The sequence below is a fragment of the Hyphococcus lacteus genome, assembly GCF_041058985.1.
Taxonomy (GTDB): Bacteria; Pseudomonadota; Alphaproteobacteria; order Caulobacterales; family Parvularculaceae; genus Hyphococcus; species Hyphococcus lacteus.
Genome location: NZ_JBEHZE010000001.1, coordinates 1,035,391 through 1,057,153, shown reverse-complemented (window position 1 = coordinate 1,057,153; position 21,763 = coordinate 1,035,391). Strand labels below are relative to the sequence as shown.

The 21,763-nt window shown below is 52.6% G+C and carries 24 protein-coding genes; 6 read left to right on the top strand and 18 right to left on the bottom strand.

Annotated elements, in window-relative coordinates; genetic code table 11:
• Positions 1–38 precede the first annotated feature (38 nt).
• Positions 39–380: a plastocyanin/azurin family copper-binding protein gene (locus ABFZ84_RS05155; RefSeq protein WP_369312866.1), complete on the bottom strand. Its 342-nt coding sequence runs from the start codon at positions 378–380 to the stop codon at positions 39–41.
• Positions 377–904: a DUF4142 domain-containing protein gene (locus tag ABFZ84_RS05150; RefSeq protein ID WP_369312865.1), complete on the bottom strand. Its 528-nt coding sequence runs from the start codon at positions 902–904 to the stop codon at positions 377–379. Before ABFZ84_RS05150 ends, ABFZ84_RS05155 begins: the two co-directional genes overlap by 4 nt.
• 188 nt (positions 905–1,092) lie before the next feature.
• On the opposite strand from ABFZ84_RS05150, the gene ABFZ84_RS05145 reads away from it, so the two are divergent.
• The gene (locus ABFZ84_RS05145; protein WP_369312864.1) at positions 1,093–1,734 is read left to right on the top strand and encodes a helix-turn-helix transcriptional regulator; all 642 of its coding nucleotides are present in this window, start codon (positions 1,093–1,095) and stop codon (positions 1,732–1,734) included.
• 157 nt (positions 1,735–1,891) lie between these two features.
• On the opposite strand, the gene ABFZ84_RS05140 is transcribed toward ABFZ84_RS05145, so the two are convergent.
• Together ABFZ84_RS05140 and ABFZ84_RS05135 are read right to left on the bottom strand one after the other, a co-directional pair.
• The gene (locus tag ABFZ84_RS05140; RefSeq protein ID WP_369312863.1) at positions 1,892–2,419 is read right to left on the bottom strand and encodes a GNAT family N-acetyltransferase; all 528 of its coding nucleotides are present in this window, start codon (positions 2,417–2,419) and stop codon (positions 1,892–1,894) included.
• 1 nt (position 2,420) lies between these two features.
• Positions 2,421–3,557 carry a glycosyltransferase family 4 protein gene (locus ABFZ84_RS05135; RefSeq protein ID WP_369312862.1) on the bottom strand — a complete coding sequence of 379 codons (1,137 nt, stop codon included), beginning with the start codon at positions 3,555–3,557 and terminating at the stop codon, positions 2,421–2,423.
• Between the two features lie 189 nt (positions 3,558–3,746).
• On the opposite strand from ABFZ84_RS05135, the gene ABFZ84_RS05130 reads away from it, so the two are divergent.
• Positions 3,747–4,094 carry a hypothetical protein gene (locus ABFZ84_RS05130; RefSeq protein ID WP_369312861.1) on the top strand — a complete coding sequence of 116 codons (348 nt, stop codon included), beginning with the start codon at positions 3,747–3,749 and terminating at the stop codon, positions 4,092–4,094.
• Here ABFZ84_RS05130 and ABFZ84_RS05125 read toward each other — a convergent pair.
• From ABFZ84_RS05125 to ABFZ84_RS05080, 10 genes are all read right to left on the bottom strand, one after another.
• Positions 4,091–4,621, bottom strand: a complete 531-nt coding sequence (locus ABFZ84_RS05125) for a hypothetical protein (RefSeq protein WP_369312860.1) — start codon at positions 4,619–4,621, stop codon at positions 4,091–4,093. The two genes, ABFZ84_RS05130 and ABFZ84_RS05125, sit on opposite strands and share 4 nt — an antisense overlap.
• Positions 4,585–4,971, bottom strand: coding sequence for a hypothetical protein (locus tag ABFZ84_RS05120; RefSeq protein WP_369312859.1), 387 nt, complete (start codon positions 4,969–4,971; stop codon positions 4,585–4,587). Before ABFZ84_RS05120 ends, ABFZ84_RS05125 begins: the two co-directional genes overlap by 37 nt.
• Positions 4,956–5,456 carry a hypothetical protein gene (locus tag ABFZ84_RS05115; RefSeq protein WP_369312858.1) on the bottom strand — a complete coding sequence of 167 codons (501 nt, stop codon included), beginning with the start codon at positions 5,454–5,456 and terminating at the stop codon, positions 4,956–4,958. The genes ABFZ84_RS05120 and ABFZ84_RS05115 overlap by 16 nt, the downstream gene beginning before the upstream one ends.
• 229 nt (positions 5,457–5,685) lie before the next feature.
• The gene (mdh, locus tag ABFZ84_RS05110) at positions 5,686–6,648 is read right to left on the bottom strand and encodes a malate dehydrogenase (protein WP_369312857.1); all 963 of its coding nucleotides are present in this window, start codon (positions 6,646–6,648) and stop codon (positions 5,686–5,688) included.
• A 123-nt stretch (positions 6,649–6,771) separates the two neighbouring features.
• Positions 6,772–7,386 carry a LysE family translocator gene (locus tag ABFZ84_RS05105; protein ID WP_369312856.1) on the bottom strand — a complete coding sequence of 205 codons (615 nt, stop codon included), beginning with the start codon at positions 7,384–7,386 and terminating at the stop codon, positions 6,772–6,774.
• Between the two features lie 12 nt (positions 7,387–7,398).
• Entirely contained in the window at positions 7,399–8,106 is a 708-nt protein-coding gene (locus ABFZ84_RS05100; RefSeq protein ID WP_369312855.1) for an outer membrane protein, read from the bottom strand.
• Between the two features lie 84 nt (positions 8,107–8,190).
• Complete coding sequence (locus tag ABFZ84_RS05095) at positions 8,191–9,636, bottom strand: alanine/glycine:cation symporter family protein (protein ID WP_369312854.1); 1,446 nt, start codon at positions 9,634–9,636, stop codon at positions 8,191–8,193.
• Positions 9,637–9,913: 277 nt separating this feature from the next.
• Positions 9,914–10,300: a 30S ribosomal protein S16 gene (rpsP, locus tag ABFZ84_RS05090; RefSeq protein WP_369312853.1), complete on the bottom strand. Its 387-nt coding sequence runs from the start codon at positions 10,298–10,300 to the stop codon at positions 9,914–9,916.
• 92 nt (positions 10,301–10,392) lie between these two features.
• Positions 10,393–11,934 (bottom strand): signal recognition particle protein, encoded by a 1,542-nt coding sequence (gene ffh, locus ABFZ84_RS05085; protein WP_369312852.1) that lies wholly within the window; start codon positions 11,932–11,934, stop codon positions 10,393–10,395.
• Positions 11,935–12,263: 329 nt separating this feature from the next.
• On the bottom strand, positions 12,264–13,532 hold the full coding sequence (locus ABFZ84_RS05080) for a dicarboxylate/amino acid:cation symporter (protein ID WP_369312851.1): 1,269 nt from the start codon (positions 13,530–13,532) through the stop codon (positions 12,264–12,266).
• 112 nt (positions 13,533–13,644) lie between these two features.
• Here ABFZ84_RS05080 and ABFZ84_RS05075 point away from each other — a divergent pair, with 112 nt between their 5' ends.
• Positions 13,645–13,839 carry a CsbD family protein gene (locus ABFZ84_RS05075; protein WP_369312850.1) on the top strand — a complete coding sequence of 65 codons (195 nt, stop codon included), beginning with the start codon at positions 13,645–13,647 and terminating at the stop codon, positions 13,837–13,839.
• A gap of 82 nt (positions 13,840–13,921) precedes the next feature.
• On the opposite strand, the gene ABFZ84_RS05070 is transcribed toward ABFZ84_RS05075, so the two are convergent.
• Positions 13,922–16,048 (bottom strand): prolyl oligopeptidase family serine peptidase, encoded by a 2,127-nt coding sequence (locus tag ABFZ84_RS05070; protein WP_369312849.1) that lies wholly within the window; start codon positions 16,046–16,048, stop codon positions 13,922–13,924.
• Between the two features lie 174 nt (positions 16,049–16,222).
• Between ABFZ84_RS05070 and ABFZ84_RS05065 the strand changes: the two genes are divergently transcribed.
• Complete coding sequence (locus ABFZ84_RS05065; protein WP_369312848.1) at positions 16,223–16,852, top strand: PilZ domain-containing protein; 630 nt, start codon at positions 16,223–16,225, stop codon at positions 16,850–16,852.
• Positions 16,853–16,891: 39 nt separating this feature from the next.
• Here ABFZ84_RS05065 and ABFZ84_RS05060 read toward each other — a convergent pair whose 3' ends face one another.
• The 3 genes from ABFZ84_RS05060 to rph all read right to left on the bottom strand — a co-directional run bounded on the left by ABFZ84_RS05060 (position 16,892) and on the right by rph (position 19,850).
• A complete protein-coding gene (locus ABFZ84_RS05060) occupies positions 16,892–17,449 on the bottom strand; it encodes a CC0125/CC1285 family lipoprotein (protein WP_369312847.1) in 558 nt (185 codons plus the stop codon).
• 102 nt (positions 17,450–17,551) lie between these two features.
• A complete protein-coding gene (locus ABFZ84_RS05055; protein ID WP_369312846.1) occupies positions 17,552–19,069 on the bottom strand; it encodes a mechanosensitive ion channel family protein in 1,518 nt (505 codons plus the stop codon).
• A gap of 67 nt (positions 19,070–19,136) precedes the next feature.
• A complete protein-coding gene (rph, locus tag ABFZ84_RS05050) occupies positions 19,137–19,850 on the bottom strand; it encodes a ribonuclease PH (protein WP_369312845.1) in 714 nt (237 codons plus the stop codon).
• Between the two features lie 151 nt (positions 19,851–20,001).
• Between rph and hrcA the strand changes: the two genes are divergently transcribed.
• Positions 20,002–21,027, top strand: coding sequence for a heat-inducible transcriptional repressor HrcA (gene hrcA, locus ABFZ84_RS05045; RefSeq protein ID WP_369312844.1), 1,026 nt, complete (start codon positions 20,002–20,004; stop codon positions 21,025–21,027).
• 53 nt (positions 21,028–21,080) lie between these two features.
• The gene (gene grpE, locus ABFZ84_RS05040; protein ID WP_369312842.1) at positions 21,081–21,734 is read left to right on the top strand and encodes a nucleotide exchange factor GrpE; all 654 of its coding nucleotides are present in this window, start codon (positions 21,081–21,083) and stop codon (positions 21,732–21,734) included.
• The last annotated feature ends 29 nt before the right edge of the window (positions 21,735–21,763 follow it).

Sequence of the window (21,763 nt, the reverse complement as noted above, 5' to 3'; positions counted from 1 at the left end):
GAAGGGATCGTCACGCACTTAGGGGGAACTTTAGTGCGTTATTCTATGTTGATGGTCCCGACCATGGTCGGGTGAAAGATGCATGTATAATCAACGATTCCCGATGCCTCGAGCACAACAGACCATTCATCACCGGCTTGCATCGTCCCCGAATCCCAGGCCCCATTGTCTGCTGTGGCGGTATGAACAAGCACATCCTCGTTCACCCAAACCACCGTATCGCCAACCTGCGCATCAAGCGTCGCTGGAACAAATTCTAATCCTTGAATCGATACGATATGGGTCTCGGCGGTCACCGGGCCACAGGCTGCCGCTATCGTGATTGCCAAGCCAACAACGCCCTTCACAAACCGTCTGAGGTTCTTTCTTTGCTTTATCATTCCGTACTCTCCACGAGATGCTCAGCATGGCCCTCATGAGCCTGAAAGGTCTTTAGGGCGACTCCAAGAAGCTCTTTGAATTCCTGATTGTCCGCAGCCGGGATGAAGCTCTCTTCAATGGTCTTGTTGACGAACTGGTGATAGGCGAGCTCATTCTGGGCATAGGCTCGATCAAACGCCGTGCCCGATAGACTTTTCAGCTCAGCGCGCTTCGCTGCCGCCTGTTTCACAAGGCTTTGACTGGTCGCATTGTCTTTTGGCGCAACTTCTAATTTATCCAAAAGTCCAAGCGCCGCGTCATTTACGGCCTTATGATCCCGCAACATTGTTTGGGCGAAATCCCGCACATCCGGGTTCTCAGAAAGCGATAGCGCAAGATGGGCGTAGCGAATATCGATCTGGCCCGCAGTATAGGCAATATGGGCAATTTCAACGTCACTCGGGCCATCGGCTTTCGCCGCATGAGCCGACATCGATATTGCTGCCACAAAGAGCGATCCTGCGGCCAATAGTGTTTTTCTCATCTTTAATTCCCTCTTTCATAGGTTGAGACGCAACGGCCCCCGATCGCCGGAAGCCACACAAAATGGCCTGTTGTCGAGACGGGAACTTATTTATAACATATTTTTATGTCATAAATGGTTTTAATGGCAATAGGGAGCATTCGCGTTTAGGACATGATCGCGAAAAGGTGATGTGAAAGGTCGGCAGAATGAGTGAGCTAGGTGGTTTCGGTGCGACGCAAAGCGCACTCCTGCGATTGCTACTCCGAAACAAATCGGGCCTGACCGTTGACCAAATCGCAAAGGGGCTTGGGGTTACCCGCACCGCAGTGAACCAACATCTCGCTGTTCTGGAACGTGACGGGTATGTCCTCAAGACCAAAATCATCGCCACTGGTGGCCGCCCAAGTCGGGCTTTTACCTTAAGTGAAAAAGGCCTTCATCTTTTTCCGAAAAATTACGAGGGCTTTTCTCTTCAAATGCTCACGACATTGATGGAAACTTTAGGCGACGATCAAACCGAAACAATTCTCAAACAACTTGGGCGGGAGATGGGGAAAGATCTTGGTACAAATTTAAAAGATAAACCGCTTCCACAACGCGTTGAAGCAATTACGGAAACATTGAAAACCCTTGGTTACGATGCACACCTTCCCAAGACGCCCGAGAAAAACCCATCAATTTCGGCCTATAATTGCGTCTATCATAAGCTCGCGCGAACCAAGCCCGAAATTTGCAACCTAGACCTAGCGCTATTGGAAGAAGCTTCCGGCGCAGTCGTGGATCATGCGGCATGCATGGCAAAAGGCGACAATGCATGCCGGTTTTCATTTACCGAAAAGAAAAACTAGTCAGCGTCAGCCCATTGCGTGTCCATTCGGTTGAACGTTGCGAGTGGAAAAGGCAGCGAGCAACGACGGCAGCCCCGCACATTCGAGCGACCGACGGCGAGAAATCAAATCGCTATATCCAGAAAATATTCTGGCAACGTTTTCTAGTACGATTCAATCATCCGAACCGGGATAACCATGACGCGCGATCTGCCGCCCATACGTCCAGCTTAAATCCGCTAAAATCGAAAGTCTCTTCGGTTTTCGTCTCACCGATTTTTTTGGCCACAGCTTGGCTTTTTGTGTTGCTTGGATCGATAGTCGAGATGATACGCGGCAGGTCAGGAAATTGAGCGAAAATCCACTTGGTCGCGCCAATCGCTGCTTCGGGCGCATACCCCTTGCCCCAAGCGGAACTCGCGATTGTCCAGCCACATTCGAGGCCGGGCCAGCCTTCTGGCATCCACGGCCCCACACGGCCAAGCCACGCGCCTGAATTGCGTTCCTCGACGGAGAACCATCCAAAGCCGCGTATCGACCAATGGCCAAGATAGGACGCGAACTGCCGCCACAGAATATCACGCGACTGTACCCCACCTAGGGTTTCCGCCACCAATGGATCCGACATCATCGCGATGTGATCGTCGCAATCACGCGGCTCGATGGGCCGCAAAATCAACCGTTCGGTTTCTATACGGACTGTCATTTCACTTCCCTAAAAGTTTTTCCGCGACGCTATCAACCCGCCGCGCATTTCCGGCCCATGTGTAATCGTCACGCATAATCGTTTCGCGCGCCGCATAACCAAGGCGCTGTCGCAAACTTTCATCCTCGATCAAATTAGAAAGCACTGAACCAAGTTGCCCCTTCTCAAACAACAAAGCGTCCTTCCCATCAGTCACAACCTCTTGAATATTCGCTACACGCGGCGCAATAACCGGCTTGGCCTGCGCCATATATTCAAAAAGCTTCAAGGGCGAGGCGTAATCCACCACGGCTGGCTGAAGCGCAACATCAAACGCTGCAATATGAACCGCCATATCATCGCGCTGAACCACACCCGTAAATGTTACACGCGTTGACACATCAAGCTCTTCGGCAAGCCGCTCAAGGTCTGCGCGAGCAGGCCCATCACCAACCACCAAAAGATGTAGGTCATGGCGCGAAGATTGGGCCAAAAATCGAATGATCTGATCGACCCCATGCCATTCGCGAACAAACCCGGTAAAGCCAAGCACCAATTTATCGCTGAGGCCATAACGATCACGAATGACGGACGCATCATGTGTTTGCAAGAACTCATCATCAACGCCATTCTGGATGGTCATAATTTTCGCAGGATCAACTCCTGCCGCGAGAACCTGACGGCCCAACACATTTGTAACCGGTAACACCATATCGGCGGATCGCCAGATCGCTGCTTCGCTTTTTCGAGCAAAAGCCTTGAGCGACAGGTCGCCATGGGCCGCTCGCTCGGCCGCAAGGGGCGCATTGACCTCGAGGATAAGGGGCAAGTTCTTACGGCGTTTTAGCCAGCCACCGGCATGATAAAAAAGATTGTACCGTTCATAAAGAATATCCGGGTTATGAGCGTGAAACAGTTGCGCCAGACGACGATACCCAAGGTAGGAATATCCGTATTCGGCACATTCATAGACCGGTGCTGGCAACAGCGCCTTTAGCCCGCCACGACCACCCCCCGCATCGAGCTGACGCGCAGCGCCATCGTCTGGCCCAGCCATAATGATCTCTGCCCCTTGCGCACGAAGCGCAGCGGTCAATGCGCTGATATGGACAAACTGACCATCCGCAGAACGGGTTCGGTGCGAATAAAGATACTTCATTGATGGTCTTCTATCCTGATACGCATAAAGAATTCTAGCGGCAAACTCTCTTTAGAGGAGAGTGCAAATCAGGACCAACATCCAGAAGGCGCAACAGAGCCGAAAAATTATTGTTTCACGCGCATTTCGGTTGCGATGCGGGCCGTTGCGGATCACCATCAATAACCAGCGACAAAAACGGTGATGGATATGCGTAAATTCGTTCTTCTTGCATCTGTAACTTTCAGCATTGCCAGCGGTAACGCGCTAGCGCACCCGGGTGAAAAAATCCTTACGCTCGGTGGCGGCGCAGAACGTGCGGCCACAACAAGCGGTATCCAATATGAAGAGGTCGGCGGCGTCCACGTCTTTCGTGGCAGCACAGCATTATTAGGTGACGAGGCCGTGACCACCGCGCCAGAAAAAACTGACATGAAAATCGTGATAGTCCAGCGCCAGTGGCGAACCATTCGCCGGTTGCGCACGCAAGGTTTTTACTCAGGAAAACCTTATCCATCCCGTAACTACACGCAGGGTTTTTACAGCACTGGCCGTTAAGGCTCGCGCGAGATCATTGTCACCGGTTGCGTCCCTACCGGATCGACCATTACCGGCACCCCAGATACCTCCTGCTGGGCCGCAGATTGCTGAGGCATCATACCAGCAGGCAGGCCCATCCGCAGCAATTCAAGCTCCATCCGAAGGCGCGCGATCTCAAGATCATAGAGCTTGGTACAATCGGGGCGTTTAGGACGCTTGCCCAGCGGCACAACAATGCGGCCATAGACCGTTGCTGTATCACGATCAAAAACATCCTGCGCACCAATCATACCGAGATCGAGGTAAGGTCCGCCACTGGCAACCGCCGATTGGCACGACAGCCCCGATGCACCGCGCACGCTATCTTGGCCATGGGCCACTGGCGGCGTCGGTAAAAAAACACTGCTCTGATTATAGATCGAGCTTTGCGATGGCGGCACATAGGGCGGATAGTATTGTGAGGTTGCATCCTGCGCAAAAGCCGGAAGCGTACACATCAACAAGCTAATTACTGCCCCAGACGCGTGATGTGATATTTTCCGCATACCTCTCCCCTAATTTGTGCACCAACCCCATTGGAGAAATAAGGCGACGTCAGGCAAACCATGATACGCCGTTCCGCCGCGACCTTGCCCCAAATGTAGAACGCGTTAGTGGCGCTTGGCGGCAAATTCAAAATGGACCGCGCCATTTGAACATCTTTCACAGGCGCTCCTTGGTCATCAAGAATCCTGACCGAAAATTGTTGTGCTGAATCGTAAGGGTTCAGCGCCTTCAATTGGAGCGCAAAAACATCCGTATAGGTCTTTACCTCGCCGTTCATCGGTGAAAGTGCCTGTGACATCGCGGGGTGCGGCGCAAACAAAATTGTTAAAAAAGCTATGATGAGACGCATCGTACCGTCACCGGAAGTTGATAAGATCCAGCCGGAAAAACCCCCGCCGCTTTTGTGGCGCTCGCGCCTATAGACAAATTCGTCAGCCCCAAACCCAGACCAGAAAGCACGCCAGCGCCCACACCCCCTAATATTGTCACCCCGGACGCCGTAACCGAAGAATCATATGTCACACTCGTATCGCCGCCTGATGGCATCGAAGAAAAACCAACCGGCGCATCAATGACCAGATTAAAATTCGAGCTTGTTGTAACGGCTGTCGCGCCACCCGGGGCTCCGCCACCATTAGAGCTTGATAACTCTGTATAAGTAGCGTTCGGCGTAAGCGTCCCAGATGCTGTCACTGTCAAAATGCAGACATCCAAAATAAGGCCGTCAAATAAAAGATTACCCGAGCTTTGCGCAGCAACATGCCCCGGCATTAATATGACTGAAGCCGCTGCGGCAAAACCAAATTTTGAGGCTACGGCGAAACACGCACGCATATTTATACTCCCCCCGGCGTTGCGGGACTAATATTTCAAATTGGGAAGCATGATGCTTATTGCGGCACAACGGATTTGTGCGAAGCCGAATATTTCTTATCGGCGAAATCAAGTGAAGATATTACCAAGACTAAGACATGGCAGTGACTAAAGCGTTAACCATACACTCAAAGAAAAAGGCCGCTCACAACACTTGCGAGCGGCCTTTCAATTCGTAATTCGTCAAGAACTAGCCAAGGCTAGGGTCAAGCTTGATGCAGGCATCCATAAGCTCACGGACCGCGCCGACGGAATTTTCGAACATTGCTTTTTCTTCGGCAGTGAAATTCACTTGAACGATGCGTTCGCAACCACCAGAGCCAAGAACAATCGGTACACCAACATAAAGATCATTTAGGCCATATTCGCCTGAAAGATACGCCGCACAAGGCACAACCAGCTTTTTATCGCGAAGATAGCTTTCAGCCATCTGAATAGCTGACGCCGCAGGCGCATAATAAGCTGAACCCGTTTTAAGTAGCGCAACAATCTCGCCGCCGCCTTTACGCGTCCGGTCAATGATTGAGTTGATCTTGTCTTGCGTTGTCCAACCCATCTCGACCAGATCAGGAAGGGGAATACCAGCAACCGTAGAATAGCGCTCTAGCGGCACCATAGTGTCGCCGTGACCGCCAAGCACAAACGCCGTTACACTCTCAACGGAAACGTCGAACTCTTCTGCGAGAAAATAACGGAAGCGTGCGCTATCGAGAATACCGGCCATACCGACAACTTTTTCTTTCGGCAGACCAGAGAATTTCTGAAGCGCCCATACCATCGCATCAAGCGGGTTGGTAATGCAGATGACCAATGCGTTTGGCGCGTGCGCTTTAATGCCTTCGCCAACGGACTTCATAACTTTTAGATTGATGCCCAAAAGGTCATCACGGCTCATGCCCGGCTTGCGTGCAACACCCGCAGTAACGATGCAGACATCCGCGTCGGCGATATCTTTATAGTCTTGGGTGCCTTTTAGGCGGCTGTCATATCCGTCAACCGGTGAGCTTTCCGCAATATCAAGGCCTTTTCCCTCTGGGATGCCTTCGGCAATATCAAACAGGACGACGTCGCCGAGTTCTTTTTGAGCTGCGAGGTGAGCGAGCGTGCCGCCAATCATACCTGCGCCAATAAGCGCAATTTTTTTGCGGGCCATAAAATAAATCTCCTTGGGAGCGATGATAAAAATATTCGCGCCGGTCTAACCCAGTGGAAAGCGATTTTGAAGGCGTCGTAATGACCGAAAGCGCTATTTATTTTGGCAAAGACAGCAGAAACGCTATTTTCGGACCAGCGCCAAGCCCGCCGCAGCGGTCAAAAGGACGCCGCCCGTGATCCGGTGCCGCCAACGGCCCAACCGCATGAGAACGGGCCTTGAGCGCGCTGCTGTCAGGGCCCAGAGACTATCAAGGGCGCACCCAACCGCCAAGAACGTAATGCCGAGCACCAAGAATTGCGGACCAACGGGCGCGGTCGGGGTGATAAAGAGCGGCAGAAAAGCCCCGTGAAACAACAATGCCTTAGGGTTGGTCAGATTGACCACAAGCCCCTCAAAGAAACTCCGCCACCAACCGCCGCTCTTAACTGTGGTCTTTGCCGTCAAATCTTCGACCGGAGCCCGAAAAGCACGGACTGCAAGATATGCTAGATAGAAAACACCAATCCATTTGAGCCAGAAAAAAGCTGACGCTGCCGTGGTCAACAATGCGGTTAGCCCAAAAGCGACAACCACAATCTGAACCGCGGAGGCAATGAGGGATCCGGCAACCGCAGCAAACCCGTGGGACAACCCGCGCGATAAGGTGGTCGCGACCACAAACGCAACCATCGGACCGGGCGTCAGAACAAGAAGAACCGAAGCCGCGACAAAAGCCAGATATAGCTCAGTTGTCATGGCAACAGATCATCAGAACTGTTTGCGCAACGACAGCATGACCGATGATGCTTTATAGCGCTCGTCATTGATACTGGGACCAACCGGCCCACCGGGCACAAAGTCATCTTCATCAACACCAAACACGAGTTTGTTGGTGCGCAGATAAATATACTCAAGATCCGCCGAAAATCCGCCACCCATCGCCAGGGCCACACCTGCGCGCCCTTGATAGGCCAGCGTCGCATCACGGTTTGCACTTTCGTCTTCGACGAAAGCACCACCCACGCCGCCACCAATAAAGGGCGTCAGAGGGCTTTTATTGGTGAAATCAAAATAAAAATTCGTCATCAGCAAATGCGCCACAATATCGTCATTCACCGGTGTCGATACGGTTGGCCCGGCCACCGCATCATTGATCAAAACACCATCAATTTGCGACGTCGCATAACGATATTCGAGCTCTGTTCGGATACCATCGGCATAATCAAACCCGACAGCAAATGCCGCAACTAACCCTTTGTCATTATTCACCGCCTGCCCCGTTGGAGGCGGCGTCACAAATGTTGCGTCAGGGTTATAGGTATAATCTTGTGACCAATCACTGGCGAAGTTTACGCCCGCGCCAGCACGCAGATAGATCCCGTCTTTGGCTGGCTCTTGCGCCGCCGCAATAGTTGATGTGGCGACAAAAATGCCCGCTACAAAGAGCGTTGTAGAAAACGCATTCACTCGATTCACGAAACGCTCCTTTGATGTTTCGCGCTCAAGATAGCCCGCACTGCAACACTCTCGCAAGCGTTGCAGTGGGATTGTTGTGTGGTGTTAATCCGCCGCTTTTTCCCGCGCGAAATAATCCCGTGTCAGCTTTGCCACAAGCGGTGACAAGACCAACAGCGCCACCAAATTTGGCGCGGCCATTAGGCCTGTAAGGGTATCTGCGATCAGCCAGAAGATACTGACCACATCGGTAATCGCACCGCCCTCTTCGAGCATAAGCACGGCCGCTCCCAAGAACGTGACCAATATCCATGTGACACGGAATGGCGTGATAATCTTCTCACCGAACAGGAATTCCGAACATCGCTCGCCATAATAACTCCAGCCAAGGATGGTCGTGAAACCAAACAACGCCAGACCGATCGTAACGATATGTGATCCGATTCCCGGCAGCGCCTGATTGAACGCATTCACCGTCAGCGGCGCGCCGGTTTCACAACCAGCAGGAAGAACCGTTAGCGATTCACGCACGAACGGCGCACAGGCATCAGGAATGATCCCCGCGGAAAGAATGACCAAAGCCGTAATCGAGCAAACAATAATCGTGTCGATGAACGTACCAAGCATGGCAATTACGCCCTGATTGACCGGGTCTTTGTTCTTTGCTGCCGCGTGCGCAATCGGGGCGGAGCCTTGACCGGCCTCGTTAGAGAATATCCCCCGCGCGACACCCTTTTGCATGGCGATCAACAAAAGACCGCCCACAATACCGCCTTTTGCAGCGTCATACCCGAACGCGCTCGTAATAATGGACGTGAAAGCCGCCGGAACCGCATCAACATTAATGATCAAAACCGCAATGCCCGCGAGGAGATATGCCGCCGCCATCGTCGGCACCAGTTTACTCGCCACTGACGCGATCCGAGTGATGCCACCAAGAATAACGGCAGCCGCACCCCCAGCAAGCACGAGACCAGAAATCAATGGAGAAATCGAGTAAGTATTATTGAGCGCATCAGCAATTGAATTGGCCTGAATTGACGCCCCAGTCCCCCATGCGGCCAAGATACCAAAAAGGGCAAAAAGCGCGCCTAACCAAGCCCATTTCGAGCCCATACCGTTTTTGATGTAATACATCGGCCCACCGACATGGCGACCAGAGGCGTCAACTTCGCGGAATTTTACCGCCAATACGCCCTCAGCATATTTCGACGCCATGCCGACGAAGGCCGTAACCCACATCCAAAACACGGCACCCGGACCACCAATCGCAATTGCGACAGCAACACCGGCGATGTTGCCGGTTCCGATTGTCGAAGAAAGCGCAGTCATCAAGGCGCCAAAAGGAGAAACGTCCCCCTCTTCAGCGTCATGGCGTTTGCCGCCTTTGACCAACTGCCCGATCGCATAAGGTAGTTTCTTGATGGGCATAAAGCCCAACCGAAACATCAAATAAAGCCCGGTGCCCAGCAATAGGAGCAATACGGGCGGATAGGGAATACTGTCTGATCCCCAAACTAACGAATTAACGAAAGCAATGTGTTCTTGCACTTAAACGCGACCCCTTCTTCGCAACGCACATTTGCGCGCTTTTTCCCTTAAACGGCGCAACATACGCGGCACTGGCAGTCATCTGCAAGGGTGTGTACATAAGTGCGATAAGCGCACAAAAGAGGAAAAAATACGCGCCCGGTTAAGGGTAACAGCGCTGACAGCCCTATAATAACTCAGGCAACGCCCCAGATCACCCGGCGCGCTATCCGAACAAAATAGCCCCGGCGCGCATTCAAGCACACCGGGGCGATGTCGATCCAGAAAACAGTAGACTTTATTCAGCCGCTGCTTCTTCCGCTGGCGCTTCTGCTGGTGCATTCGCCGCCGCTTCTTTTTCTGCGCGCTCTTCGGCACGCTCTTTTGCTTTTGCGCCTGGCTCACCTTTTTTCGGATTTTTGCCAGCTTCCCATTTCACAAGACCATTGACGGCGAGGAAACGCGCTACACGGTCAGTCGCTTTAGCACCTTTTTCAAGCCAATATTTCACGCGTTCTTCATTATACTGAACACGGTTCTCGTCGGTCTTTGCGAGAAGCGGGTTATAGGTGCCAACTTTTTCGATGAAGCGGCCATCACGCGGAGAACGCGAGTCAGCAACAACGATTGAATAGAACGGACGTTTCTTTGAGCCGCCACGGGCCAGTCTGATTTTTAGAGCCATTTTAGTTTTCCTTTAGGTTGTTCGATTTCGTTTTTAATTTTCCTGAGAAACTGGCTGATCGAAAGCCAATCTCCTTTTGCTTTGCATAAAGATTATTTTTTCTTACCCATGCCCGGCAGCCCACCAAGACCCGGCGGCATTGCCCCCTTGCCGGATAGCGCCTTTTCAATGGCATCAAAATCAAGATCATCTGGATTGGGTGCTTTTTCGCCTTTCGGACCCTTGAGCATTTCCGCCGCATCTGGACCGCCGCCACCGCCAAGCATTCCGCCCAGACCGCCACCCATGCCGCCCATACCAGCGAGCTGTTTGGCCATGCCTTTCATCCCGCCTTTGCCGAGTTTTTTCATCATATCGGCCATTTGACGATGGGCCTTGATCAGCTTGTTCACCTGCTGAACACTGGTGCCCGAACCTTTGGCAATCCGCTTTTTACGTGACGCATTCAAAAGCGCGGGCTTTTTGCGCTCTGCCTTTGTCATTGAGCTGATGATTGCTTCTTGATGAACAATTTCTTTGTCATCCAAACCACCAGCTTGATCAACCATCTTTTTCATTTTGCCCATGCCAGGCATCATACCAAGAATCGCGCCCATGCCGCCCATGCTGCGCATCTGGCGAAACTGGTCGGCGAGGTCGTCCATATCGAACTCGCCTTTTGCCATTTTCTTGGCGGCTTTTTTCGCCTTGGCCTCGTCCATTTCGAGGCTGGCTTTTTCAACGAGCGAAACAATATCGCCCATGCCCAAAATACGGCCCGCCATACGTTCTGGCTCAAACGTATCAAGCGCATCAATCTTTTCGCCGACACCAACAAATTTAATGGGCGCACCCGTCACGGCACGCATTGAAAGCGCAGCACCGCCGCGCGCATCGCCATCAATCCGTGTCATGACGACACCAGAGACCGGAACGCGCGCTTTAAATTTCTCAGCCGTTGAAACAGCGTCTTGACCGGTCAACGCATCAACGACCAATAGCGTCTCGATCGGATCGGATGCTGTATGAATATCGGCGATCTCGGCCATCAACTGTTCGTCAATCGAAAGTCGCCCCGCGGTATCGAGCATCACCACATCAAAGCCGCCCAAACGTCCGGCCTCCAGGGCGCGCTTGGCGATGTCACGAGGACTTTGCCCGGCGATGATCGGAAGCGTTTTCACCTCCGCCTGCTCACCCAAGATAGCGAGTTGCTCTTGTGCGGCGGGGCGGCGCGTGTCGAGCGACGCCATCAGGACTTTCTTTTTCTCACGCTTTTGCAAGCGAAGAGCGATTTTTGCCGTCGACGTCGTTTTACCAGCCCCCTGAAGACCGACCATCATAATGACGGCGGGCGGCGTAGTTGCGAAATCAAGGTCGGTCTTGTCCGCGCCGCCGAGCATCTCAACCAGTGCGTCGTGGACGATTTTGACGACCTGTTGACCCGGCGTGACCGAGCGCAGCACTTCAGCGCCAATCGCGCGTTCTTTAACCTTGCTGATAAATTCCTTAGCAACCGGCAGCGCGACGTCGGCCTCAAGAAGCGCAATACGCACCTCCCGCAGAGCCTCATTAACGTCTTTTTCCTCTAGGGCACCGCGTCCACGGAGGCCTTCGAAAATAGCGCCTAAACGATCGCTAAGACTATCAAACATCAATATCCTTTCGGTATCAAAACCAACAAATTTAGCGGCAAATACCGCATAAGCAAATTAACCACCGCGAGGGCGTTACCCCGGCGGCGGTGCATCCCCAGCCCCGTTCCGCCTGTGATTGGCCCACTGGGCCGATATAGGAAGCGGAGGTCGTGCTGGTAGATACGGGAAAGCAGATTTTCCCGAAATTCAGGGGTTCTATAGGGCTAAGACGCCGAGCATGCAAGCGGGGCGCAATCGCCCCGCCCATACCCGCTCTAACTTAGGGGCCCGCTCTAACTTAGGGGCCCGCTCTAACTTAGGGGCCCGCTCTAACTTAGGGGCCCGCTCTAACTTAGGGGCCGTGACCGGAAGACATCCTCGTCAAGCTCACCTTCCCATTTGGCCACCGCCGTCGCGACGGCCGTATCGCCAGAGACATTGGTGACGGTGCGCATCATGTCGAGAATCCGGTCAAACGGGAAGATGAAGCCAATGACGATCGCCACATGCTCTGGCGAGACGTCAAAGACCTCAAGCACAATGGCCAGCAAGAATAATGACGCCGATGGAACACCCGCCGTCCCGATTGAAACCAAGGCACAAGTCAGCGCAATTAGGAAATAATGTTGCGGTTCAAGCGTATAGCCAAATGCCTGCGCCGTGAACAAAGCAACAATACCAAGATAAAGTGATGTGCCGTCCATGTTGATGGTCGCACCCAACGGCAACACGGAACCGGCGACTGATTTCTTGATGCCTAGGTTTTCGGTCGCGGCGCGAATTGTAACCGGCAGCGTCGCCGAAGATGATGACGTGGAATAGGCAACCATCATTGGGTCAAGAATACCGCGGAAGAACCCGACAAACGGCAAGCCAAGGAAAATCCGCACTAATCCACCATACACAATGATCATGTGCAGCGCACAGCCCGCGTAAACCGCGATTGTCAATGTCAGGATTGCCTGAAAGGTCTCGATACCTTGGGTCCCAGCCGTGTATGCAATCAAACCAAACACGCCGAACGGTGCCAGCTCCATAATGACGTGGGTCATTTTTAAGATGCCCTCAGAGATCGCCTCGAAAAACCGCCCCGCGGGTTGGCCATTTTCCCGCGCCATCAAAAGACCAACACCCAGTAAAAGCGCAAAAAAGATAACCGCAAGGATATCGCCCTGAACAAGCGCCATGAATGGGTTTTCGGGAATGATCGCCATAAGGCGCTCGCCGATGGGCTGCATTTCACCCATTTGTTTTGGCTCTGCGCCGCCAAGATCTACACCGGCACCGGGGCGCAATAAGGTACCCATACCAAGGCCGATCAGATTCGCAAAAAATGTGGTGGCCAAATAAAGCACAAACGCTTTCACACCGATGGTACCCAGCTTTTTGGGATCACCCATAGCGTAGATACCGGCCACGAGCGTAAAGAACACAAGCGGCACAACAATCATTCGGATCAGCCGAATAAAGACGTCGCCGATGATGCGCACTTTGGCGAGCAACGCCTCGCCAGCAACCGGGTCCATAGATTGAGAAACGAAAAACCCGAACGCGACTCCTAAAATCAATCCGAGGAATACCCGCTTCCAAAGCTTAATTCCGAACCACCATCCCATTCGCATCACCCTCAATTCTTAAAAACACGCAACACTAATACGAATTTGACGCAAAAGGGAACGGTCATTGAGGTCTCGGTGTTCGAAGGGTGAAGTAAAAAAGGAGCCGTCAATGAATAACGACGAGTTAAAAGGCAATTGGAATCAACTGAAAGGTTCTGTGAAAGAGCAATGGGGAAAATTGACTGACGATGAAGTCACCCAACTTGATGGCAGCAAAGATCAATTGGTCGGCAAGATTCAAGAAAAATACGGCATCGCCCGTGAAGAAGCTGAAAAGCAAGTAGACGAATGGCGCAGCGCCTAAACCAACCTGCGCAACAAACCATATGAAAAAACCGCCCGTGTTCGACGGGCGGTTTTTACTGCAGGGCATAACCTTTGGTTATTTATTGTGTACCCATTAGCATCTTTGCAAAGTACACATATTCAAGCGCGGTACGATGAGCGAGTTGATCTTGATTGGCAGTACCGCCATGACCACCCTCTATGTTTTCGTAATAATAAAAATCATATCCCAGCGCATCAAGCTTCGCCGCCGCTTTTCGCGCATGCCCTGGGTGCACGCGATCATCCTTGGTCGATGTATAGAACAACACCTTCGGATAAGGCTGATCGGCGATAATTTTTTGATAGGGCGAGTACTGAGAAATATAAGACCATTCCTCTTCGATGTCGGGATTACCATATTCGCCCATCCACGATGCCCCCGCTAGGAGCTTGTTGTAACGCTTCATGTCTAACAGCGGCACACCAATATCCATCGCCGCAAAAAGGTCAGGCCGCTGCGTTAGCATCGCCCCCATCAAAAGTCCGCCATTCGAGCGTCCAATCGCACCCAGCTTTTCCGGGTTCGTAACACCGCTCTCAATCAAGTCTTCTGCGACCGCGATGAAATCATCAAAAGCACGTTGGCGGTTTTCTTTAAGCGCAGCCTGATGCCAGTCAGGGCCATATTCCGACCCGCCACGAATATTCGACAGCACCAACACGCCGCCACGCTTCACCCACATTGACCCAGCCAATGCACCATGTTGCGGCCGCGATGGATCTTCGTAATAAACCGGCAAGATCGGCACCAAAAAACCGCCATACCCATATTGAATGGTTGGTGCGTCGCCCTGTTCGAGAACATCTTTAAGGCCCATTATATAATATGGGACCTTGGCACCATCAGCAGAGGTGGCAAAGCGTTGTTCCACCACAACGTTTTGGGCGTCATAAAACGCCGGCATTTGGGTAATTTTATCCAGATCGTTTCGGCCAGATGCATAATACAGCGTACTCGGATGGTTCATGCTTTCAAAAGAAAGAATAGCCTCATCTTCGCCGACTGAAACAAGGTTGATCACGCCATTTTCAGGCAGCTTAATTTGAATTTTCTGCCATCCCCCCACAGACCGTCGTGGCTGTAATCGCGCGGCCTTGCCAGAAACATCATCGAGATATTGTACGAATATTTCGTTCTCTCCGATGCCCACATTTTCAATGGATTGGTTTTTGCTCGCGCGCATGATTTCTGAAACTTCGCCCGATTTTAAATCAACACCGACCAAAGAGCCGGAAAAAAACTTTCGCTCGTCGCCCTCATAATCTTCTCGCAATAGATAAATGGCCAATGGCGATGGTTGTCGCCCTTTATAGACGCCATAAAAATCAGCATTGAGCGGCATACCGATCTTTTTCTTTTCGCCATCAATAGACGTTGCAACAAATCGTTCTGATTCAAAAAAAGTTTTCCCGCGAACGGCGAAGAGATACGTCTCACCATTCACCTGCTCGGCAATAGACTGCACCCAAACGTCAGTTTTCTCACCTTCAAACCAAATTTCTGCGTCCGAAAGGTCTTTGCCCCGCTCCACAACACGAATAGTCCGTGCATAACCGGAATCAGTTAGCGACCCCGCGCCCATATCAGTGCCCACAAGCAACGTGTCTTTATCGACCCAACTCAGAGAGCTTTTCGCTTCGGGAAGAAAGAAGCCATTTTCAGGGAAAGTCTTTGTTTGCGTATCAAACTCGCGCCACACCGCAGCGTCTTTGCCGCCATACGACATCTCGACCATGCAGTGACGATAAGCAGGGTTCAGACAAACAATATCACCATGTATCCAATTCTCGCCCTCCGCTTCGGCAAGCTTGTCGAAATCCAGTACCGTCTCCCAGTTCGTCTCGCCAGATTTGTAAGCATCGACTTTGATGCGTCGCCATACGCCGCGCACATGGGTTTCATCGACCCAGAAGTTGTAAACATACGGGCCATGGAGATCACCAAGCGGCAAGCGCGCATCAGACGTCAAAACCGCCAATGCTTCTTGATACATTTCATCAAAACGCGGATCGGCCTCAAGTTCAGCAAGGGAGCGCGTATTTTGTTCGCGCACCCATTCAAGCGCATCGTCGCCCTCAACGTTTTCGAGCCATAAATAGGGATCTTCAGCGACTTGCTGCGCGACCGACATCGCAGGAGCCATAAATGCAAGTACCGCCACGGCACTGATGAGGTGTCTGATCATATTGGGGAAACTCCGCATGAGCTGAGGAAAACGAGGGGCTTAACCATACAAGCCATTAGGATTGAAGAAAAGTCGCAACACGACAAGGCGAACAGAATGCGCGTTCAATAAAATTCTACCATTCTCGTTAGAGAAGGTTTTGCCGATGGCCAGTAGTTTGCAACGACTTGGCGCATGGACACATTTCAGGACAACCATACGATGTTTAAGAACGACGCAAGACGGTATCGCAGGATCAGCCTAAGTCTGCCGGTACGAATTGTGATTAATGCTGTCGATGAATATGAAGGCCGATTGTTAAACATGTCACCTGGTGACATGGCAATCGTCGTTGATGCCAAAGTTGTTGTTGGCGATGCGGCTGTCATCACCATCGAGGGGTTAGATGTAATTGAATGTACGGTCGCTCGGGTCTTTCCCGACGGCTTTGCTGGGTCCTTTTTATTATCCAAACGCCGCCGAGCCTTGTTGACCGAACAACTGATGATGCTTGCGAACCCTACTTTTTCTGATGGGTTGGGTGATCGACGAAACACGCCGCGCCATCGCGAAGGCAATAGCCGCACAGTTTGCCGACTTGATGATGGCGCGTCTTTGTTTGTCAAAATCGTCGATACATCTGTGAACGGTGTATCTATCGATGCCCCACGCCGGCCACCTGTTGGCGCATCAATTCACGTAGGGCGGCGGCGCGGTGTTATCGTTCGCCATACGCCGCGTGGGTTTGTGGTGGTTTATGAAACACCCTCAACAGACGCTGCGTCTGCGGATGCCGATCCCACACAAATTCTGCGGGCAGTATAGGTTAGCCGCCGGCGCTTATCACCTGCGGCCATCACCAAATCAATATCCAGCATTTTCTCGCGGATCGCCCAGAACAAATGGCCCAAGATTAGCCATCACTTCGCGCGCATCAAATGCCATTGGGTTGTCCGCTGGTTTTCCGCCTTTATACATCGCGACAAAGGCCACCGCTGAATAGCGTGTGATCTCTCGCGTATAATTATCATAATACGGATCACCCCAGCCAAAACCGTATGCGTAATATGGGAACCCGTAATATGGACGGTGGAACGGATGACCATATCCATATCGCCCATAGAACGCGGGCGGTGCAGACGATGAATAAGACGTCCGCGCCTCGGTGTCGTTTTCAACCGCAATGAAATAATCGTAGCCAAGCTCAACGGTCAGCTCTGCGGAACGGTAAAGCAATGAATTCTCGACTGTCTCACGCGATGTCAGCGAGTTTCCGCGGAACGTAATCCGATACCGGTTTTGTTCAATCCGTTGGTCGGAAAACCCATATCCGCCGCTGGACGTGGCCGGCCCATAAGGCGTTGCAGTGGCACACGCAGCCAGCAAAAGTGCAGCGCCGCCTAATGTAAATAACCTGAACATACTACCTCTCCAGAATGAGCTAAGCCCAAACACAAATTTCATCGTCCCCCGGAGAGTATAGACTGCGCAGCGCTGGCTGCAACGGTCGTGATACGGGCGAAATCACTGATCACGCGGGTTTGATTGTGCATTTTCGCGAGATTCTATGGCAAGTTTCATCCCCTCAGGTGCCGATTTTAGATGCAAATCGCGCTGCGGGAACGGCACTTCAATACCCATTTCACCGAGCATATCCCATATCGCCATAAACACATCGCTGCGAACATTAGCCGTGCCATTGGCTGGATCATTGATCCAGAACCGCAAATCAAAATTGATCGAGCTATCGCCGAATTCCATCAAATTACACCGCGGGGCCGGGCTTTTCAGCACCCGGTCGATGGTAAGGGCACGTTCTTCTGCTGCACGCGCGAGCCCGCGCAATTCCTTGGTCCCATAGGAAACCCCGAATGGGGCGTGCATCCGTACGACACGATCATCATGAGACCAGTTGATAACCCCGTCTTCGATAAACTTATCATTGGGCACAAGATGCGCCATGCCGTCACGCGTACGCAGTGACACATAACGCGCATTCATTTGCGTAACCCAACCATAGGTCCCACCGACCTCAATCACATCGCCGGGCTTTATTGATTTATCGGCAATCAGCGTAAAGCCCGCAAAAAAGTTAGATACGGTTCTCTGCATTCCAAGACCGATACCAAGACCAACCGCACCCCCAAAGATCGCGAGCGTCCCAAAGGGAAAACCAACGATTTGCAGCGCGACAACAAGCGCAACGACAGGCAACAACACGTCGAGAATTTTGGACAGCAACGCTTTGAACGAAACGGTCAGTTCGTCGATGGCATTAATCCGTCCAGTGATTAATGAATTGAGAAAGCGCGCACCCCAAAACAGCACCCCAAAGACAGCAAGGGTGCGAAGCACGTCAAGCGCCGAGAATGTTTGCTGAACGCCCCCCTCATCGACACCAATCGGCACTGAAAAGCTTTGCAGTTGTAAAACGAGATCATCAAGGACGCCGAACGCATCTAGCGCAGCAATAGGCCACGCCACATAAAACGCAAAACGCGACCAAAACGGCGACCGAATAACCAATGTAACCAGCCGGATCACAATCCACGCCGTCAAAAGGCTGACACCAGCGGAAACGAGGCCCGTTGAGCTTCCGCTTGCCCGCAAGATAAAAATAGCCAACTGCAAAAAGAGGTAGAGGGCCAGCGGCGTTGCGAGATTGGCAAGCGCGTTTGCGGCCCGGCGCAAAATGCCATACGGCGCACGCGGCGCGATCTGGGTTTGGATAAATTTGCGTAAACGAGGGCCAAAGAATGCTGCGGGCATAATCGCCGCAAACAAAATTGCCGCCTCGATTGCGACCCCGATCGTCAACATTTGACTTTGAAGCGTGTTCCAAAGCCCTTCGGCCTTGGCTCTAATCGCATCGCCACCCAAAAGCGTCTCTATAATCGAGTCGTCACCACTGGGAACTGAATCAGTAACAGCCGCATCATTTTGCATATCTGGCGGCGTTCCCGGCTCTGGCGCCGGTTCTAATGACGGTGCCGCATCCTCTGATGCGGGCGGTGTTTGTTGTTCCGTTTCTTGATCTTGCATGCAGCGGCACCATCCAATCAATTATGGTTGATGTTTATCAGGTTCCGCAACTTACGCAAAGCGCCACCTAGGCCGCTGCCAACTCCGCTTGTTGGGCGGAAAGCGTTGTGCAACCCTCTTTCGCCAACGACAGAAGCGCCGCGAATTGATCATCTGTGAACGGATCACCCTCAGCCGTCGCCTGAATCTCAACCAAACCACCATTACCAGTGATAACAAAATTCGCGTCCGCCTGCGCCGTTGAATCTTCGTCATAATCAAGGTCAAGCGCGGGCGCACCTGCCACCAAGCCGCAAGAAATCGCGGCGACACGATCAATGATCGGGCTGGATTTAATGATCCCCTGCCCCGTCGCCCATTTACAAGCTTGGTTCATAGCGATCCATGCACCCGTGATAGACGCCGTGCGCGTACCGCCATCGGCCTGAAGTACATCGCAATCAATCAATATCTGGCGTTCGCCCAATGCCTTGAGATCGACCACTGCGCGCAACGAACGGCCAATGAGGCGCTGAATTTCCTGCGTGCGGCCCGACTGACCTTTTTTGGCTTCGCGGCGCATCCGATCACCAGTGGAGCGAGGCAACATGCCGTATTCAGCTGTCACCCAACCACGACCACCACCTCTGAGCCAAGGCGGGGTTGTTTCGTCCCAGCTCGCCGTACACAGCACGTGGGTATCGCCAAAGCGGACAAGACATGAACCTTCTGCATGTTTGGCAACGCCAGTTTCAAATGACACAGAACGAAGCTCGTTGAATGCGCGGCCAGAAGGTCTCATATTATTCTCCATGAATTATCCCGCCTTCCTAGCCCTTTGGCAGCAACGCTGTCGACCCATTTGGGCGCATAGCAACACCGGTTAGGCTTGTTTGTTCTCGTCAGTGACTTATTTTCTTAAAGAGCAGGACAAACTGAGTCATAGAAACCACATGGCAACGCTGACGGACATTGATGAACGCTCGCGCTCGATTTTTCGGAGTCTTGTGGAAACGTATCTGGCGACCGGCGAGCCGGTCGGCTCACGCACGCTAAGTCACGATACCAAAATCGCCGTTTCCGCTGCTACTGTGCGCAATGTCATGGCCGATTTGACCGATATGGGCCTATTACATGCGCCGCATATTTCCGCTGGTCGCCTGCCAACCCAACTCGGCCTACGACTATTTGTCGACGGCCTGATGCAAGTTGGTGACCTCTCACCTGAAGAACGCCGCGCCATCGACGCCGAGACCCGCGCCAATGACGCTGACAATCCACTCGAAATCGCGGCCGCGCGGCTTTCGGGCCTAACCCAGACGGCAAGCCTGATCGTTACTCAAAAATCTGATGCGCCGTTGCGCCAGATAGAATTCGTCCGCACCAGCCCGGGCAAGGCATTGGTGATCATGGTGTTTGAAGATGGTCGGGTCGAAAACCGGGTCATCAACGCGCCTGATGATTTACCGCCATCATCGTTGGTGTCTGCGGGGAATTATCTCAATACGCGCTTGCGGGGCCGCAGCATGAGCGAAACCCGGTCCAGCATCATCGAAGAAATCGAATCAAACCGGTCTGAGCTTGATGAACTAACCTCGCGACTCGTACGCGAGGGGGTCGCTGACAAGGCCGGAGACGATAATTGGCAGCTTATCGTTCGCGGACGCGGGCACCTTTTGGACGAGTCCGAACAGGACATAGAACGGGTTCGGATGCTGCTCGATGACCTGGAGCGAAAACGGGACGTGATCGAGCTTTTGAACGCCGCCCGCGAGGGTGAAGGCGTAAAAGTCTTTATTGGCTCGGAAAATCGGCTGTTCTCGCTTTCAGGCTCTTCGCTGATTACCGCGCCATATCGGGACGAAAACCGCAAAATCGTCGGGGTTTTAGGCGTAATTGGCCCAACACGGTTGAATTACGCGCGCGTGGTCCCAATTGTCGATTACACGGCAGAAGTCTTGTCTCGCATGTTGAAATAACCTGCCGTCAGGGCTAAATGCGCATCCATGTTCCTCCTGCAAAAAGTAATAAGATGAGTGATCAATCAGATTTCGCGGATCAGTCCGCATCAAAAACCGACCAGACCGACGACAATATCGAGCAGTTGAGCGACGAGGATATTGCGGCGGCCATTGCGGCGGATGCCGATTCAAATCCGCTCGAAGAAGCGCGCAAAGAAGTTGAAGCGCTGAATGACCGAATCCTACGGATTGCGGCGGAACTAGAGAACACGCGCCGTCGTGCCGAACGCGAAAAGATTGACGCTGGTAAATATGCCATCGCTAATTTTGCGCGCGACCTGATCGGTGTGACGGACAATTTCGAACGTGCGCTACGCGTTGCCGACACAAGCTCTGGCGACTCTACGAGTGACGGTGTTAAAAGCCTGATCGACGGCCTGCGCATGACAGAGAAGGAACTGATCAGCGCCCTAGATCGTCATGGCGTTCGCAAAATTAACCCTGAGCGCGAAAAGTTTGACCCCAACCTGCACCAAGCCGTTGCGCAGGTTCCCCACGCGGACATTCCCAATGGTCATGTGGTCGATGTGGCCCAACCCGGCTTCACCATTGGCGAGCGTGTTTTGCGCGCAGCGATGGTAACGGTTTCGAGCGGCCCCGGTGGCGCAACCCCCGCCGATAACGCGGACGGCGAATCTGGTCAGCGTCTCGACACAAAAGTCTAAGACGCCATTGCGTCTCAGACTTTCCTGAT

Excerpts from the sequence above, each read along its gene's own strand:
- ABFZ84_RS05155 (WP_369312866.1), bottom strand. The coding sequence starts at position 380 with ATGATAAAGCAAAGAAAGAACCTCAGACGGTTTGTGAAGGGCGTTGTT.
- ABFZ84_RS05150 (WP_369312865.1), bottom strand. The coding sequence starts at position 904 with ATGAGAAAAACACTATTGGCCGCAGGATCGCTCTTTGTGGCAGCAATA.
- ABFZ84_RS05145 (WP_369312864.1), top strand. The coding sequence starts at position 1,093 with ATGAGTGAGCTAGGTGGTTTCGGTGCGACGCAAAGCGCACTCCTGCGA.
- ABFZ84_RS05140 (WP_369312863.1), bottom strand. The coding sequence starts at position 2,419 with ATGACAGTCCGTATAGAAACCGAACGGTTGATTTTGCGGCCCATCGAG.
- ABFZ84_RS05135 (WP_369312862.1), bottom strand. The coding sequence starts at position 3,557 with ATGAAGTATCTTTATTCGCACCGAACCCGTTCTGCGGATGGTCAGTTT.
- ABFZ84_RS05130 (WP_369312861.1), top strand. The coding sequence starts at position 3,747 with ATGCGTAAATTCGTTCTTCTTGCATCTGTAACTTTCAGCATTGCCAGC.
- ABFZ84_RS05125 (WP_369312860.1), bottom strand. The coding sequence starts at position 4,621 with ATGCGGAAAATATCACATCACGCGTCTGGGGCAGTAATTAGCTTGTTG.
- ABFZ84_RS05120 (WP_369312859.1), bottom strand. The coding sequence starts at position 4,971 with ATGCGTCTCATCATAGCTTTTTTAACAATTTTGTTTGCGCCGCACCCC.
- ABFZ84_RS05115 (WP_369312858.1), bottom strand. The coding sequence starts at position 5,456 with ATGCGTGCGTGTTTCGCCGTAGCCTCAAAATTTGGTTTTGCCGCAGCG.
- mdh (WP_369312857.1), bottom strand. The coding sequence starts at position 6,648 with ATGGCCCGCAAAAAAATTGCGCTTATTGGCGCAGGTATGATTGGCGGC.
- ABFZ84_RS05105 (WP_369312856.1), bottom strand. The coding sequence starts at position 7,386 with ATGACAACTGAGCTATATCTGGCTTTTGTCGCGGCTTCGGTTCTTCTT.
- rpsP (WP_369312853.1), bottom strand. The coding sequence starts at position 10,300 with ATGGCTCTAAAAATCAGACTGGCCCGTGGCGGCTCAAAGAAACGTCCG.
- ffh (WP_369312852.1), bottom strand. The coding sequence starts at position 11,934 with ATGTTTGATAGTCTTAGCGATCGTTTAGGCGCTATTTTCGAAGGCCTC.
- ABFZ84_RS05080 (WP_369312851.1), bottom strand. The coding sequence starts at position 13,532 with ATGGGATGGTGGTTCGGAATTAAGCTTTGGAAGCGGGTATTCCTCGGA.
- ABFZ84_RS05075 (WP_369312850.1), top strand. The coding sequence starts at position 13,645 with ATGAATAACGACGAGTTAAAAGGCAATTGGAATCAACTGAAAGGTTCT.
- ABFZ84_RS05070 (WP_369312849.1), bottom strand. The coding sequence starts at position 16,048 with ATGATCAGACACCTCATCAGTGCCGTGGCGGTACTTGCATTTATGGCT.
- ABFZ84_RS05065 (WP_369312848.1), top strand. The coding sequence starts at position 16,223 with ATGGACACATTTCAGGACAACCATACGATGTTTAAGAACGACGCAAGA.
- ABFZ84_RS05060 (WP_369312847.1), bottom strand. The coding sequence starts at position 17,449 with ATGTTCAGGTTATTTACATTAGGCGGCGCTGCACTTTTGCTGGCTGCG.
- ABFZ84_RS05055 (WP_369312846.1), bottom strand. The coding sequence starts at position 19,069 with ATGCAAGATCAAGAAACGGAACAACAAACACCGCCCGCATCAGAGGAT.
- rph (WP_369312845.1), bottom strand. The coding sequence starts at position 19,850 with ATGAGACCTTCTGGCCGCGCATTCAACGAGCTTCGTTCTGTGTCATTT.
- hrcA (WP_369312844.1), top strand. The coding sequence starts at position 20,002 with ATGGCAACGCTGACGGACATTGATGAACGCTCGCGCTCGATTTTTCGG.
- grpE (WP_369312842.1), top strand. The coding sequence starts at position 21,081 with ATGAGTGATCAATCAGATTTCGCGGATCAGTCCGCATCAAAAACCGAC.